This is a genomic window from Azospirillum sp. TSH20 (assembly GCF_003115935.1).
Lineage (GTDB): Bacteria > Pseudomonadota > Alphaproteobacteria > Azospirillales > Azospirillaceae > Azospirillum.
Map to the genome: position 1 here is coordinate 1 of NZ_LGQU01000112.1, position 14640 is coordinate 14640.

The 14640-nt window shown below is 68.2% G+C and carries 19 protein-coding genes and 2 tRNA genes; 11 read left to right on the top strand and 10 right to left on the bottom strand.

What is annotated here, in order from left to right; translation table 11 throughout:
- Positions 1 to 238: 238 nt before the first annotated feature.
- The 3 genes from TSH20_RS27300 to TSH20_RS27310 form a co-directional block, all read right to left on the bottom strand.
- Positions 239 to 1642 (bottom strand): TolC family outer membrane protein, encoded by a 1404-nt coding sequence (locus TSH20_RS27300; protein ID WP_109155588.1) that lies wholly within the window; start codon positions 1640 to 1642, stop codon positions 239 to 241.
- A 2-nt stretch (positions 1643 to 1644) separates the two neighbouring features.
- Positions 1645 to 1971, bottom strand: a complete 327-nt coding sequence (locus TSH20_RS27305; protein ID WP_085089264.1) for a rhodanese-like domain-containing protein — start codon at positions 1969 to 1971, stop codon at positions 1645 to 1647.
- Between the two features lie 102 nt (positions 1972 to 2073).
- Positions 2074 to 2730 (bottom strand): protein-L-isoaspartate O-methyltransferase, encoded by a 657-nt coding sequence (locus TSH20_RS27310; protein ID WP_109152886.1) that lies wholly within the window; start codon positions 2728 to 2730, stop codon positions 2074 to 2076.
- A gap of 320 nt (positions 2731 to 3050) precedes the next feature.
- On the opposite strand from TSH20_RS27310, the gene TSH20_RS27315 reads away from it, so the two are divergent.
- The 3 genes from TSH20_RS27315 to TSH20_RS27325 all read left to right on the top strand — a co-directional run bounded on the left by TSH20_RS27315 (position 3051) and on the right by TSH20_RS27325 (position 3945).
- Positions 3051 to 3124: transfer RNA gene (locus TSH20_RS27315), tRNA-Cys, on the top strand.
- 231 nt (positions 3125 to 3355) lie between these two features.
- Positions 3356 to 3431: transfer RNA gene (locus TSH20_RS27320), tRNA-Asn, on the top strand.
- A gap of 268 nt (positions 3432 to 3699) precedes the next feature.
- Positions 3700 to 3945, top strand: coding sequence for a hypothetical protein (locus tag TSH20_RS27325; protein WP_247871106.1), 246 nt, complete (start codon positions 3700 to 3702; stop codon positions 3943 to 3945).
- Positions 3946 to 3952: 7 nt separating this feature from the next.
- Here TSH20_RS27325 and TSH20_RS27330 read toward each other — a convergent pair whose 3' ends face one another.
- Positions 3953 to 4195 (bottom strand): hypothetical protein, encoded by a 243-nt coding sequence (locus TSH20_RS27330; protein WP_085089261.1) that lies wholly within the window; start codon positions 4193 to 4195, stop codon positions 3953 to 3955.
- Positions 4196 to 4272: 77 nt separating this feature from the next.
- Positions 4273 to 4452: a hypothetical protein gene (locus TSH20_RS27335; RefSeq protein WP_109155586.1), complete on the bottom strand. Its 180-nt coding sequence runs from the start codon at positions 4450 to 4452 to the stop codon at positions 4273 to 4275.
- Between the two features lie 229 nt (positions 4453 to 4681).
- On the opposite strand from TSH20_RS27335, the gene TSH20_RS27340 reads away from it, so the two are divergent.
- The 7 genes from TSH20_RS27340 to TSH20_RS27370 all read left to right on the top strand — a co-directional run bounded on the left by TSH20_RS27340 (position 4682) and on the right by TSH20_RS27370 (position 10241).
- Entirely contained in the window at positions 4682 to 5710 is a 1029-nt protein-coding gene (locus TSH20_RS27340; protein ID WP_109155585.1) for a S1C family serine protease, read from the top strand.
- A 78-nt stretch (positions 5711 to 5788) separates the two neighbouring features.
- Positions 5789 to 6400: an NUDIX domain-containing protein gene (locus TSH20_RS27345; protein ID WP_109155584.1), complete on the top strand. Its 612-nt coding sequence runs from the start codon at positions 5789 to 5791 to the stop codon at positions 6398 to 6400.
- A 156-nt stretch (positions 6401 to 6556) separates the two neighbouring features.
- Positions 6557 to 7558: a cysteine synthase A gene (locus TSH20_RS27350; RefSeq protein ID WP_109155583.1), complete on the top strand. Its 1002-nt coding sequence runs from the start codon at positions 6557 to 6559 to the stop codon at positions 7556 to 7558.
- A gap of 18 nt (positions 7559 to 7576) precedes the next feature.
- Positions 7577 to 8284, top strand: coding sequence for an alanyl-tRNA editing protein (locus TSH20_RS27355; RefSeq protein ID WP_109155582.1), 708 nt, complete (start codon positions 7577 to 7579; stop codon positions 8282 to 8284).
- 51 nt (positions 8285 to 8335) lie between these two features.
- The gene (locus tag TSH20_RS27360) at positions 8336 to 9223 is read left to right on the top strand and encodes a rhodanese-like domain-containing protein (RefSeq protein ID WP_109155581.1); all 888 of its coding nucleotides are present in this window, start codon (positions 8336 to 8338) and stop codon (positions 9221 to 9223) included.
- Entirely contained in the window at positions 9220 to 9648 is a 429-nt protein-coding gene (locus tag TSH20_RS27365) for a GNAT family acetyltransferase (RefSeq protein WP_109155580.1), read from the top strand. Before TSH20_RS27360 ends, TSH20_RS27365 begins: the two co-directional genes overlap by 4 nt.
- Positions 9624 to 10241 (top strand): GNAT family N-acetyltransferase, encoded by a 618-nt coding sequence (locus TSH20_RS27370; RefSeq protein WP_109155579.1) that lies wholly within the window; start codon positions 9624 to 9626, stop codon positions 10239 to 10241. Before TSH20_RS27365 ends, TSH20_RS27370 begins: the two co-directional genes overlap by 25 nt.
- Positions 10242 to 10290: 49 nt before the next feature.
- On the opposite strand, the gene TSH20_RS27375 is transcribed toward TSH20_RS27370, so the two are convergent.
- From TSH20_RS27375 to TSH20_RS27390, 4 genes are read right to left on the bottom strand one after another with little or no spacing between them, the layout of a single operon-like run.
- Positions 10291 to 11757 (bottom strand): cobyric acid synthase, encoded by a 1467-nt coding sequence (locus tag TSH20_RS27375; protein ID WP_109155578.1) that lies wholly within the window; start codon positions 11755 to 11757, stop codon positions 10291 to 10293.
- Positions 11758 to 11775: 18 nt separating this feature from the next.
- Positions 11776 to 12390, bottom strand: a complete 615-nt coding sequence (gene cobO / locus TSH20_RS27380) for a cob(I)yrinic acid a,c-diamide adenosyltransferase (RefSeq protein WP_109155577.1) — start codon at positions 12388 to 12390, stop codon at positions 11776 to 11778.
- Positions 12387 to 12911: a bifunctional adenosylcobinamide kinase/adenosylcobinamide-phosphate guanylyltransferase gene (gene cobU, locus TSH20_RS27385; RefSeq protein ID WP_109155576.1), complete on the bottom strand. Its 525-nt coding sequence runs from the start codon at positions 12909 to 12911 to the stop codon at positions 12387 to 12389. The genes cobO and cobU overlap by 4 nt, the downstream gene beginning before the upstream one ends.
- An 11-nt stretch (positions 12912 to 12922) precedes the next feature.
- On the bottom strand, positions 12923 to 13384 hold the full coding sequence (locus tag TSH20_RS27390) for a cupin domain-containing protein (protein WP_109155575.1): 462 nt from the start codon (positions 13382 to 13384) through the stop codon (positions 12923 to 12925).
- A gap of 166 nt (positions 13385 to 13550) precedes the next feature.
- Between TSH20_RS27390 and TSH20_RS27395 the strand changes: the two genes are divergently transcribed.
- A complete protein-coding gene (locus TSH20_RS27395; RefSeq protein WP_109155574.1) occupies positions 13551 to 14372 on the top strand; it encodes an alpha/beta hydrolase in 822 nt (273 codons plus the stop codon).
- Between the two features lie 7 nt (positions 14373 to 14379).
- On the opposite strand, the gene TSH20_RS27400 is transcribed toward TSH20_RS27395, so the two are convergent.
- Positions 14380 to 14610, bottom strand: coding sequence for a zinc ribbon domain-containing protein (locus TSH20_RS27400; RefSeq protein ID WP_109155573.1), 231 nt, complete (start codon positions 14608 to 14610; stop codon positions 14380 to 14382).
- Between the last annotated feature and the right edge of the window lie 30 nt (positions 14611 to 14640).

Consider the following 14640-nt stretch of genomic DNA (forward strand, 5'->3'; position numbering starts at 1 on the left):
GCGGCGGAGGGGGTGGCGGCGGAGGAGGCGGCGAAGGCGCCTGGGTTTCTGACTTGGCAGGCTCGCCGTCCTCGGAAATGATCCGCCGGATGGAGGCGAGGATTTCCTCCATCGAAGGTTCTTGCTGGCCCTTATCGCTCATCGTGGCAACCCGAGACGTCAACCTGACCCAAACCTAGGGCAGGGCTGACAAAAAAGCCATAATACAAAAACGGCCCGCTTTCGCGGGCCGTCTCGTTCATTCGGTCACCGACGTTCCGAACCACTTGCCCCGCGTCTTGTCGTAATTCGCTTGCGGGTCGTATTTCTGGACCGGCAGGTTGAGCCGGTCGGCGGTCAACTGTCCGCTGGACGCCAGAACATTGAAGGCCGCCACCATCTCGTCGTGCTGGGCACGGACCAGGAAGACGCGGGCGTTCAGTAGTTCCTGTTCCTGGTTCAGCACGTCGAGGACGGTGCGCGAGCCGACCTGCGCCTCCTGACGGACGCCTTCCAGAGCGATCTGCGCCGCCTTGATCTGCGCCGAGTAGGACTCGATGCTGGCACGCGCGGTCTGCAGGGCCTGCCACGCGCTGACCGCCGATTCGGTCACCTGACGGCGGGCCTCCTCGATCTGCAGGCGGGCCTGATTGGCCGTCTGCTTGGCCTCGCGGACCAGGGCTTCGGGCTGGCCGGCCTGATAAAGCGGGATGGTCACCTGGGCGGTGATCTGCGCGCTGTCGGAGCGGTTCAGGTCGATGCCGGAGGAGCGGCCGGGATCATAGGTGCGGTTGCCGGAGGCCGACAGGTTCACCGACGGCAGCAGACGGCCGTACTGCTGATCCACCGCCTCGCGCTGCGCCGCTTCGCTATAGGAGGCGGACAGGACGTTCGGGTTGTTGGCGCGGGCCAGCTCGACCAGCTCGTCCAGGTTCTTCGGCAGGCGGAAGGCCGGCTTCGGCGCCTTCAGCTCGCCGGGAGCGGCGCCGACCAGACGCTCGTAGGTCGCGCGGGAGGCGCGCAGCGTGCCTTCGGCCGAGATCTTGGAGGCGATGGCGGCCGACAGGCGCGACTCGGACTGGCTGACGTCGGTGCGGGTGTATTCGCCGACGCGGAAGCGGTCGCGGGCGGCGTCCAGCTGACGGCGCAGCACCTGTTCGTTGTTGGTCTGCAGCTGCAGGATGGCCTGGTTCTGGACGATGTCCAGATAGGCCTGGGCGGCGGCCAGCAGCACCGACTGTTCCGACGCGATCAGGGTGGCGCGCTGCGCCTCGACCAGCCGTTCGGCGCGGCGGACGGCCGGGGCGACGGTGGCGTCGTAGATCGGCTGGGTGGCGGTGATGCCGACGCTTTTGGGATTGGCTTCGGATCCCGTCGAGCCGCCGTCATATTTGCTCTCGCCCGTCGAGCGCGAGATGCCGGCGGTCACGCGGGCCGTCGGGCGGTAGCCGGACAGCGCCTGCGGCACGCCCTCGTCGACGGCGCGCAGACGGGCGCGCTGGGCGCCGATGGTCGGGTTGTTGGCATAGGCCTGGGCGAGGGCCTGTTCCAGGGACTGCGCCTGGGCCGTACCACCGCCGGTCACTGCTGTGCCCATCGTGGCGGTCAGGGTCAGGGCCGTCGCCAGCAGCCAGCGGCGCGCAAAACGGCTTCGCACGGTCATGTTCAGTAGACCTTCATGTTCGGGTCGATTCGGCGCGCCCAGGCATCGACACCGCCATCCAGGTTGATGGCGCGGTCGAAGCCCCTGGAACGCAGCCACATGGTGACCTGCGCGCTGCGGCCACCGTGATGGCACACGACGACGATGTCGCGGTCCTTCGGCAGCTCGTCCACCCGGCCGGGAAGCCCGTTCATCGGGATGTGCAGGCTGTCGTCGATGGCGCACAGCGCAAACTCCCACGGCTCGCGCACATCGAGGACGACCGGATCGTCACCGGCCTTGCGGCGGCGGTCCAGCTCTTCCACCTCGATCTCAAACGGCGCGGCCATGGGTGCTCACTTTCGTGCAAGGGCGACGGCGACGGTAGCGCAGAACCGCGCAGAGGTAAACTGCACGGTTCAGTTCAAGACCTGTCCAACCGGCGAATCCGGTCAGAACACGAAGGAAGCCTTCTTTTCGAAGCCCGGCAGCGCATGCGGCTGGGCCTCGAACAGGATGCGGCTCGACACCACGCCGGCGCTCCGCTGGAACAGGCGGACCTCGCCGACGGCGCCCTTGCCCTGGACGATGGCGACGAGGCGTCCGCCTTCCGCCAGCTGGTCGGTCAGCGACGCCGGCACCTCCGGCACGGTACCTTCGACGACGATGACGTCGTAAGGGGCGTTTTGGGCGTACCCCTCCGCCAGCGGGCCGGTGACGGCCTTGGCATTCGCGATGCCCTGCCCGGCCAGCGCGGCGGTCGCGGCGGCGGTCAGCCCTTCGTCGCAGTCGATGCCGACCACCGACGAGGCGAGACGGGCCAGCACCGCGGTGGAGTAGCCGCCGGCGGCGCCGACGTCGAGCACCCGGTCGGTCTCCTGCACGGCGACGGCCTGGAGCATGCGGGCGAAGACCATCGGCTCCAGCAGGAAGCGGCCCTTGCCGATGGGGAGGTCGTCGTCGACATAAGCGACGCCACGCGCCGTCTCAGGAACGAAGGCTTCGCGCGGAAGCTCCGACAGGACGTCGACGAGACGTTGATCGGTCACCTTGTTGGGGCGGATCTGTCCCTCGACCATGAAATAGCGTGCGGCGGCGAAATCGGTCATGGCGGTCGCTTATTGATGTGTTGTGACGACACCGGCACCAAGCCGAACAGCGAACGGCTTCCTGCCATGGCGGTATATAGCCGCAAAGGCCCGGCGAACACAACGCCACGAGCGATGGGACCGCGGGCGATGGATGTCCAGCCTTTGGCGGGTGCCGGGAAAACCGCCGGTCGAACGGTCGTCGCGAGGATGCCCTGCCGGCCCGATCGACGATGTTCAAAAATCGTCACCATTCGCCTTGACCGCTCCGTTCCGGGCCGCTATACCACCGCTCCACACCGAGGGCGCACCGGAAACGGCGCGCCGGTGCCGGTCAGGATGGCGCGGTGGCAGAGTGGTGATGCAGCGGACTGCAAATCCGTGTACGTGGGTTCGATTCCCGCCCGTGCCTCCATACCTGACGACAGTATAGCAGACGGCCAACCGGTCCGAACGCAGCCCCGCCCCCGGCGGGGCTTTTTGCGTTTGGGCCTTGTTTTCATTGGCGGAATGCTCCTCCCCCACCCTTTCGCGCCCTGGGCCAAGAAAATTCATTTTCCTGTCGGAATTGGCTTGGCAGGCCCGGATGGTTCGGCTATACACCCGCCACGCCAACAACGGCGGCGGCCGAAAGGCCAGTCACCGATCCCGGTTAGCTCAGTTGGTAGAGCAGCGGACTGTTAATCCGCTTGTCGCTGGTTCGAGTCCAGCACCGGGAGCCAGATCGAAAAGGCCGGATGCCACACGCATCCGGCCTTTTCTTATTTCCGCATCATTGCGCCTTGACTGTGGCGGTTAAGTAACCGAATTCGGTTTAAAGCAGTCGGGCTAGGACCGACGGTCGCCCATTATGACAAGAACTAGTCCCAAAAGACGATCCTGATTTGCCGGAAGCGAAATGCCGCGTCCGGCCGCACGGCGTTAGACTTGATAACCATCCGGACCCAGTCTTGGACCGGCCGTCTCCAGCCATGGAGGATCGCCGTGCTTATGCCATTCCATTCCGAACGTCTTCGCACCGCGCCGCCAGTCGACGGAACCGGCCGCAGTTCGCCCGAACCTGATGATCATCCGGTGCGGACGGTGGATTGCATCACCGCGGCTTTGCTGTTCCTGGCGGCCGTGCTGGTCGCCCTGCTGGTTTTCAGCACCGATTGGGACGGATCCGCGACCGATCATCGGCCGCAGTCCTACGAGAACACGCCGGTCCTGGTGATCCCGCCCCACCCGCGGTGAGGCGGCCCTATTCCACCAGATCGTCATAGATGGTGTCGCCGGACTCAGACGGATCGCCACCGACCGCGGCGACGGCCACCCGTTTCCATTCCCCGCACCAGTCGGTGGACAGCGTGATGGGAAAGTCGCCTTCGGGGCTGCGCGGCGTCACCACCGGCGGATAGCGCCGGCAGGTTCCCTTCGGCCCGCGCTGGCGGAGCCCCTGCCCCTCCCAGAAGCGGCAGGTGTAGCAGGTGTCGAGTCGCTTCATCGCGGACCGGTCTCCTTATGGCCGAATCTGCCAGCCGATCGAGCCGGAAGCCCCCCGGACCCGCTGCCCAACATCGGTCAGCCGGCGGAGGGCGGCTTGGCCGGCCGCATCGTGTTGGCGCATCTGGCGTAATACGCCTTGATGTCCGCGTCCAGAACACTGCGGCGGCGTCCCTCCTCCGAGCCCTCGGGTGCATCGCTCACGCGCTGGAATTCCTGGACGGCCTGTTCCAGTTCCTGTTCGCTGTTGATGGGCATGCTGTCACCTTTCCTCTTCATTGTCCGAGCCGATTTCCGGTCTCGGACAGGACAACACCGACCGGCGGCGGTATGTTTCCTCCCTCAAAGGCCCGGCCGGCGTCAGGCGACCGCTTGATGAGCCGCGACTCGAGCGCAATGTCATGTCAGTGTCACGCGAGTCGCGACGGACAGGGCCGCGCGACCGCGGAGGTGCCCTTGGCCCTGCCTTGCGCGGGAGTGCGGTGTCATGCGGGTCGTCTCTGCACCGGTCGTGCCGCGGTTGGCGGCCGCCATCCTCGTTCTTGTCGGCATTCAGCTGGGCGCGCTCGGCGCCGGCCCGGCGCAGGCGGCGGATCCCGAGCAGCTGGATCCCGATCGCGTCGTCCGCTCCGTCGTCGGCATCAGCGCCGTCGTTCCGCCGGACAGCCAGAGCGCCCGCACGCTGGGAACCGAGCGCGAGGGTAGCGGCGTCGTCATTGACGGGTCCGGCCTGATCCTGACCATCGGCTATACGGTGATGGAGGCCTCGCAGATCGAGGTCACAGCCGCCGACGGGCGCAGCTATCCCGCCAGCATGGTCGCTTACGACCCGGTCAGCGGCTTCGGCCTGCTGCGGGCGGAGATGGGCTTCTCGGCGCCCTGGCTGCGGCTCGCCAACGCCGATGCGGTCAAGGAGGGCGACACGCTGCTGGCGCTCAGCGGCGGCGACAATCGCAGTGCCACCGCCGTGAAGCTGGTCAGCAAGCGTGAATTCGCCGGCTACTGGGAGTATCTGCTGGACGAGGCGCTGTTCACCTTCCCGCCGATCCGCGCCTTCAACGGCGCCGCCCTGGTCGATCGCGAGGGCCGGCTGGTCGGCATCGGATCGCTGCTGGTGATGCAGGCGGTGGAGGGCCGCGGCCTGCCCGGCAACATGTTCGTCCCGGTTTCGGCGCTGGAGCCGATTCTTGCAGACCTGCTCGCCTATGGCCGCCGCCAGGAGCCGGCGCGGCCGTGGTTGGGCGTCACCCTGCGCGAGGAGTTGGGCCGGCTGATGGTGGAAAAGGTGTCGCCACGCAGTCCCGCCGAGTCGGCTGGGCTGCGTCCGGGCGACTGGATCGTCGGCGTCGGCGGCCAGCGCTTCAGCGGGCTGGCGGATTTCTATCGCAAGCTCTGGGGCCTGGGGCCGGCCGGCGTCGTCGTGCCGCTGGAGGTGATGCGCGGCGCCACCCTGACCCCGGTCCCGGTGACCTCGGCCGACCGCGTGCGTTTCCTGCGGCTGAACCCGACGCTGTGACGCCCTCGCCGGCGCTTGTGGTGGGCGCGGCGGCGTAGCACCCTGTCGCAAACAGCCATCCGTGGGACCACGCCGACCATGAATCATCCCGACATCGAGATCATCGACAAGAAAACCCCCTACAAGGGTTTCCTGACCATCGACGTCTACCGCCTGCGCCACAAGAAATTCGACGGAACCTGGACAGACGTGCTGCCGCCGCGCGAGGTCTGCGACCGCGGCGCGGCGGTGGGTGTCCTGCTGTACGACCCCGACCTCGACAGCGTGGTGATGATCGAGCAGTTCCGCGTCGGCTCGGCCGCGGCCGGTGGCCCAGCCTGGATGACCGAGATCGTCGCCGGCATGGTCGGCGAGGGCGAGAGCCCCGAGGAGGTGGCACGCCGCGAATCGCTGGAGGAGGCCGGCTGCGCCATCCAGGAGATCGAGCAGATCTGCGACTACTACGTCAGCCCCGGCGCCTTCACCGAGGTCGTCACCGTCTTCTGCGGCCGGGTCGACAGCCGCAACCTCGCCGCCACCGGTGGCTTGGAGGACGAGCATGAGGACATCCGGATCTTTGCCCTGCCGGCCGACGAGGCGATCCGCATGATGGACGAGAACCGCCTGCGCAACTCCGTCGCCATCATCGCGGTCGGCTGGCTGGCCCGCCACCGCGAGGGCTTGCGCAAGCGCTGGCTCGGTCAGGGATGAGTGTAGCGGGCGTCGGCAATCGACGCCCTCCCTCCGCCACCAAATTCACATAACTAAATCGTTCAATGCAGCATTTCACACCACCGCCTTGAAACCGCCGCTCCCCGACCTGATAGTATCGTCAGCAATCCACACCTGACCTTGGGAGTACCCGCCTTGGACATCCGCAACGGCTTTATCGGCGCCATCGGCAACACGCCGCTGATTCGCATGGAAGGTCCATCGAAGGCGACGGGCTGCGAGATCCTGGGCAAGGCGGAGTTCCTGAACCCCGGCGGGTCGGTCAAGGATCGCGCGGCGCTCGCCATCGTGCGCGACGCGGAACAGCGCGGACTTCTGCGCCCCGGCGGCACCATCGTCGAGGGGACGGCCGGCAACACTGGCATCGGGCTGGCGCTGGTCGGCAATGCGCTTGGCTATCGCACCGTCATCGTCATGCCGGAGACGCAGAGCCAGGAGAAGAAGGACATGCTGCGCCTGATCGGCGCCGACCTGCGGCTGGTTCCGGCGGTCCCCTATTCCAATCCCGACAACTACGTCCGCTATTCCGGCCGGCTGGCCGAGGAACTGGCGAAGACCGAGCCGAACGGCGTCGTCTGGGCCAACCAGTTCGACAACACCGCCAACCGCGAAGGCCACCGCACCACCACCGGCCCGGAAATCTGGGAGCAGACCGGCGGCAAGGTCGATGCCTTCACCTGCGCGGTGGGCAGCGGCGGCACGCTGGCCGGCATTGCCATGGCCCTGAAGGAGCGGAACCCGAACATCCGCATCACGCTGGCCGACCCGATGGGTGCGGCGCTGTTCAGCTACTACACCAAGGGCGAACTGAAGTCGGAAGGCAGTTCCATCACTGAAGGCATCGGCCAGGGCCGTATCACCGCCAACCTGGAACAGGCGCCGATCGACGACGCCCTGCAGATCCCGGATGAAGAGGCGCTGCCGATCATCTTCGACCTCATCAAGACCCAGGGTCTGGTGCTGGGCGGATCAAGCGGCATCAACATCGCCGCGGCGATGCGGGTGGCGCGCGACCTCGGTCCGGGGCACACGGTGGTGACCATCCTGTGCGACGGGGGGCAGCGTTACCAATCGAAGCTCTTCAATCCTGACTTCCTCCGTGAGAAGAATCTTCCGGTGCCAGACTGGCTGGCCTGATTCTTCATCGAGGGGGATATGGACGCGCTATTCCGCGAGGACGCCTACGCCCGCAACTGCGTCGCCACCGTTACGGCGGTGGACGAGCGCGGCATCCGGCTCGACCGCACCGTCTTCTACCCGACCGGCGGCGGCCAGCCGGGCGACAGTGGGGTCCTGCGCTTCGACGGGTTCGAAGTCCGCATCAAGGACACGGTGAAGGGCGACGGCGGCCCCGACGACGTCATCCATGTGCCGGAGGACGGACAGGAGTTGCCCGGCCCCGGCACCGCGGTGGAGGCGGAGATCGACTGGGACCGCCGCTATCGCCACATGCGCATGCACACCGCCCTGCACCTTCTGTGCGCCGCGGTGCCGGGGTCGGTCACCGGCGGGCAGATCGGCGCGGACAAGAGCCGGCTCGACTTCAACGTCCCGGCCGAAGTGCTGGACAAGGATGCCATCGCCGAGGCGGTCAACCGGCTGATCGCCGCCGACACGCCGGTCGGCACCCGCTGGATTTCCGACGAGGAGATGGCGGCGCAGCCGGAGCTGGTCCGCACCATGTCGGTGAAGCCGCCGACCGGCAGCGGCCGGGTGCGCCTGCTGAATGTCGAGGGCGTCGATCTGCAGCCCTGCGGCGGCACCCATGTCGCCCGTACCGGCGAGATCGGCGGAATCGAGGTGACGAAAATCGAAAACAAGGGCAAGCAGAACCGGCGCGTCGTCATCGCGCTGAAGGACTGAGCCCGTCACCCCGATTTTCCGCCCGACAGAGTCATATCGAGGACGCGCAGAATGAGCGACAGCACCGTGGAACCGCTGACCGGCCCCGTCGTCTCCACCGACTGGCTCGCCCGCAATCTGGGACGGCCCGGCCTGAAGGTTCTCGACGGGTCCTGGCACATGCCGGCCCTGAAGCGCGACATCCGGGCGGATTTCGCCGCCTGCCACATCGCCGGCGCCCGGCTGTGCGATGTCGACGAGGTGGCGGCACCCAACACCGCCCCCCTGCCCCATATGGCGCCCGACGAGGCGACCTTCGCCGCCAAGATCGGCGCGCTCGGCATCGGCGACGCCGACACGGTGGTGGTCTACGACAGTGCCGGCATGGCCACCGCGGCGGCGCGCGTCTGGTGGCTGTTCCGGCTGTTCGGCTTCGACCGGGTGGCGGTGCTGGACGGCGGCCTGCCGAAATGGCTGACGGAGGGACGTCCGACCGACTCGGGCGAGGCCGCCCCGGTCCAGCCGGCGGTCTTCACCGCGCGCAAGCGGCCGGAGCTGATCCGCAGTGCCGATCAGGTTCTCGCCAACATCGACGCCCGCGCCGATCAGGTGACCGACGCCCGCGCCCAGCCGCGATTCGAGGGCGCGGTGGCGGAGCCCTGGCCCGGCCGCCGCAGCGGACGGATTCCCGGCAGCTTCAACCTGCCCCACACCGACCTGATCGACGCCGAGGCCAAGACCCTGCTGCCGCCGGACGTCATCGCCGGGAAGGCGCGCGCTGCCGGGCTGGACCTCGACCGGCCGGTCGTCGCCTCCTGCGGCAGCGGCATCACCGCCTGCGTCATCGCGCTCGGCCTCGCCACCGCCGGCAAGCCGGACGTGGCGATCTATGACGGCTCGTGGGCCGAGTGGGGCCTGCGCGAGGATCTGCCGCTGGAAACGGGACCTCGGCAACCGTGACCCTCTCCGTCCGACCCTGCACGGCGGTAGACCGCGACGCCGTCGTGGCGCTGTGGACCGCCTGCGGGCTGGTGGTGCCGTGGAACGACCCGGCGGCGGACTTCGCGCTGGCTTTGTCGAAGACCAGTTCGACCGTACTGGCGGCGGTCGCCGATAACCGGATCGTCGCAACCGCCATGGTCGGGCAGGATGGCCACCGCGGCTGGATCTATTACGTCGCCGTCGATCCGGCTTTGCAGGGACAAGGGCTCGGCCGGCGCATGGTGGCGGAGGCCGAAGACTGGCTGGCTGCTGCCGGGATGCCGAAGGTCCAGCTCCTCGTCCGTGAGACCAACCAACGGGTGCTGGCCTTCTATGAAAGGCTGGGCTATGCCAGATCGCCCGTCACGATGATGCAGAAATGGCTGACCAACCCTTCTCCCTGACCCGCCCCGCCGTGCCAGCCGCCAGCCGGCCCGACCATCTGTCGGTGATCGTCACCTACCTGGAGATGACCGCACCGCCGGCCCACGCGCCCGTGCGCCAGCCGGCCGGCAACCTTTCCCTGGTGCGGGCCAACCCGCCGACCTGGTCCTTCTACCGCTATCTCTACGACACGGTGGGCGAACCCTGGCTGTGGCACGAGCGTCGCCGCATGCCGCGCAAGGAGCTGGAGCGCTCGATCCACGATCCGCTGGTGGAGGTCTGGGTGCTGTATGTCGACGGCACGCCCGCCGGCTATGGCGAGTTGGACCGGCGGACGCAGGAGACCGATCTCTCCTATTTCGGGCTGATCCCCGACTTCATCGGCCACAAGCTCGGCCCCTGGCTGCTCGACACCATCATCCGCAAGGCCTGGGACGGCGGCACGGCCAAGCTGCTTGTCAACACCTGCACCTTCGACCATCCGAAGGCGCTGCCGCTCTATCAGAGCATGGGCTTCGTTCCGACCCGCCATGTCGCCCGCGAGGTCCGCGATCCGCGCCTGGAGGGCGTGCTGCCGCGCAGTTCCGGGGAGCATATTCCGCTCGCCCGCTAAGTCAGAGAGGGCGGCGACGTTCCGCCGCCCCGTCTTCCCAACCGACGCGTTAAGCGCCTTCGGCCACCGCCAGCAGCCCGTCGACATCGACCGCCGACTCCAGCCGGTCGGCAACGGCGTCGAGCGCCCGATCCACCGCCACGCCATAGGCCAGTTCCGAGCCGTCGCCGCCAAGCCGGCGCAGATAGGCCGCACGGAATCCGTCCGCGCCGAACAGCCCGTGCAGATAGCAGCCGGCAACCCGCCCGTCCGCCGACTCCGCGCCGTCCGTCACGCCGCCCGCAAGCTCCAGCATCGGCCGCGCCCGGTCCGGCCCTTCGGTGCGCCCCATATGCATCTCGTACCCCGCCACCGACGCGCCGGTGCGGCGCTCGGTGCCGCGTGCCTCCTCCAGCACCTTCGGCCCCTTCAGCACCGTTTCGACGTCCAGCAGGCCGAGCCCGGCGGCCTCTCCCGGCGGCCCCTCGATGCCGTCCGGATCGGCGATCCGCCGACCCAGCATCTGATAGCCGCCGCAGATCCCCAGCACCCGCCCACCGCGCCGCCAATGGGCCAGCAGATCGACATCCCAACCTTGCGCCCGCAGGAAGGCGAGATCGGCAATCGTCGCCTTGGTGCCGGGCAGGATCACCAGATCGGCGTCGCCGGGCAGCGGCTGTCCAGGACGGACCATGGTCAGCGCGACACCCGGCTCCTGCGCCAGCGGATCGAAATCGTCGAAGTTGGCGATGCGCGACAGCATCGGCACCGCGACGCGCAACGACCCGTTCCCCACAGCGCGCGGCCGGTCTAGCGCCACCGCATCCTCCGCCGGCAGGGTCGCCGCCTCATGCAGCCAGGGCACCACGCCGAATCCGCGCCAGCCGGTGTGGCTCTCGATGATCCGCAGCCCTTCATCGAACAGGCGAACATCGCCACGGAACTTGTTGATGAGAAAGCCCTTGATCCGCTCCTGCTCAGATTTTGGTAGAAGTGCGTGGGTGCCGACCAGACTGGCGATCACGCCGCCGCGGTCGATGTCGCCGACCAGCAGGACCGGCACGTCGGCGGCCGTCGCAAAGCCCATGTTGGCGATGTCGCCGGCCCGCAGATTGACCTCCGCCGGGCTGCCGGCGCCCTCGACCACCACGATGTCGGCCTCGGCCCGCAGCCGCTCGAAACTGTCCAGCACGGTGCCCAGCAGTTCGCGCTTGCGCGCCTGATAGTCGGCGGCCCGCGCGGTGCCGACCACGACGCCGCGCACCACCACTTGGGATCCGACGTCCGATTGCGGCTTCAGCAGCACCGGGTTCATGTGGACGCTGGGCGCCACGCCGCAGGCCCGCGCCTGGAGCGCCTGGGCGCGGCCGATCTCGCCGCCGTCCGCCGTCACCGCCGCGTTGTTGGACATGTTCTGCGGCTTGAACGGCCGGACGGTCAGGCCACGCCGCACCAGCGCCCGGCACAGGCCGGCCACCAGCAGCGACTTGCCGACGTCCGAGCCGGTGCCTTGCAGCATGATCGCGCGAGATCGCATCGCCCGAGTTCGCATAACTCAGAACTCGATGCCGGCCTGGGCCTTCACCCCGGCTTCGAACGGGTGCTTGACCAAAGTCATCTCGGTGACGAGGTCGGCGGCCGCGATCAGTTCCGGCTTGGCGTTGCGGCCGGTGATGCAGACATGCAGGTCGGGCCGGCGGGCGGCCAGCGTCGCCAGCACCTCGTCCAGCGGCAGGTAGTCCATGCGCAGCACGATGTTCAGCTCGTCCAGCACGATCAGGCGATAGCGCGGGTCGGCCATCAGCTCCTTGGCCTTGGCCCAGGCGGCCTCGGCGGCGGCGATGTCGCGGGCGCGGTCCTGCGTGTCCCAGGTGAAGCCTTCGCCCATCGTGTAGAAATCGACCAGATCCTCGAATCGCTCCAGCGCCACCGTCTCGCCGGTGGACCAGGCGCCCTTGACGAACTGGACCATGCCCACCCGCATGCCGTGGCCGACGGCGCGCATCATCAGGCCGAAGGCGGCGGTGGACTTGCCCTTGCCCTTGCCGGTGTGGACCATCAGCAGGCCCTTCTCCACCGTCTTGGAGGCGAGAGCCCGCTCCTGCAACGCCTTGCGCCGCTTCATCTTCTCGGCGTGGCGGCGGTTAAGGTCTTCGGTGTCGGCGGTCATATCGGAGTTCCCTTCACGAACATCGGCAGACCGGCGACGGTCAGCACGACGCGCGGCGCCACGGCCGCGATGGATTGGTGCAGGCGGCCGGCATGGTCGCGGAAGCGGCGCGCCAGCGCATTGTCGGGCACGATGCCCATCCCGACCTCGTTGGAGACCAGGACCACACGGCCGGGCAGGGTCGGCAGAAGCTCCACCAGCGCCGCGCTCTCCGCCGCGACGTCGGCCTCCGCCATCATCAGATTCGTCAGCCACAGGGTCAGGCAATCGACCAGGACTCCGGTGCCCTCGGCGGCATGACAGCGCAAAACCCCGGTCAGGTCGCGCGGCTCCTCCACCGTCGTCCAGTCGGGGCCACGGTCGTCGCGGTGCTTCGCCACCCGCTCCGCCATTTCCGAATCCCACACCTGCGAGGTGGCGATGTAGACGCGTGGGCCCCCCAGCGCGGTCACCAGCCCCTCGGCATAGCGGCTCTTGCCCGACCGCGCGCCGCCCAGCACCAGCGTCAGATCGGCGTTCATTCCCCCAACCTTCATTCCCAGGCGTTCCCGTCGCGATGCCGATAGGCGCCGTCGCGCCAGACCATGTCCTCGTCGGAATAGTCGATCTCGTCGCCGGCGCTGCGGTCGCCGACCTCCAGATAGCTGGCCGGGCGGTCGCTGCGGTTGATCAGCCGGTGCCCGTCGGCGACGCCATGCGGGAATCCGGCGCACATGCCGGCGGTCAGCAGCGTCTCCCCCGCGTCGGTCACCAGCGTCAGTTCGCCCTCCACCACATAGACGAACTCGTCCTGTTTGCTGTGCCAGTGGCGCAGGGCGGAGGAAGCGCCGGGCGCCAGCCGGGTCAAGTTGACGCCGAAATTGCTCAGGCCCAGCGGATCGCCCAGCACCATCCGGTGCCGCCCGGCGACCTGCGCCCGGAACGGCTGCGGATAGTCGGTGGCGCCGGTTTCGGCGGCCAGCGTCGCGGGATCAAGGACCGGTGGGTTCGGCATGGGCGCTCTCCGGTTCTGCAGTGCGGGTCCGGACTGTCGCAAACCGCACCGGCGGCGTCAAACGGCTCAAGTCCCCTTACAGGGCAGGGTTGACCGCCCGGTGGCTGGACAGGTGCCCGTTCGCCCACCATGCTTATTGCAGTGCAAAACAACAACCTGCGATGCGATGTCGACCCTGGAAATCATCAGCCGCCGTCCCGCCGGCACGCCGCCCATCAGCACGCCGAAAGCGCCGCCGCTCCTGTTCGTCCATGGCGCCTTCAGCGGCGCCTGGATCTGGGATGCCAAGTTCCTGCCCTGGTTCGCCGCGCGCGGGTGGGAAGCCCATGCCGTCTCGCTGCGTGGGCATGGCAACAGCGAAGGGCGCGACCGGCTGCATGATTTCGGCATCGCCGATTACATCGATGACGTGCTGGAGGCGGCAGATCGCCTCTCCGCCCCGCCGGTTCTGATCGGCCATTCGATGGGCGGCATGGTGGTGCAGCGCGCGCTGGCGAAGTGCCGCTTTCCCGCCGGCGTGCTGATGGCGTCCGCCCCGCCCTACGGCCTGCTGTCCTCCACCATGGGGCTGGCTTGGCGCTCGCCTTATGTGTTCCAGCAGATGTCGATGCTGATGACATTCGGCGAGAAGGCGATCGACCCCGACGCCATCCGCCGCGCCATGTTCTCCGACAAGATGCCGCGCGCCGAAGCCGCCAAGTACGAGAGCTACCTGCAGGAGGAATCGCGCCGAGTCCTGCTGGACATCGGCGGCTGGATCCCCTTCCCCGTCCTGCCGCCGCGCGACATGCCGATGCTGGTCATGGGCGCGGAGGAAGACCTGCTGTTCCCCCGTGCGGAGGTGGTCGCCACCGCCGCAGCGCTGGGCACCCACCCGGTGTTCCTGCCGGGCATGGGCCACGCGATGATGCTCGAACAGGACTGGCAGTCGGCGGCCGAGCGGGTCGAGGCGTGGATCACCGCGACGGTGACGGCCGAGGTGGCCTGAGGCCGCCCTACGCCTTGGGCCGCTCCGACCGGGAATAATTGCTGAAATGCCCTTCCTTCGCCGCCATCCGGCGGGCGGAGTGGACGATGGCGCCGGACTTGCCTTCCGGCGCCACGTTCGAAAGCTGGCGGGTCAGCTCGGCGCTGCCGCAGGATGGACAGGCGGGCGTCTCACCGGAGCGCACCAGGGACTCGAACCCATGGTCGCAGGCCTTGCAGCGATAGGAATAAAGCGGCATCGCACCCTCGCGAAACGGATCGCATCGTCC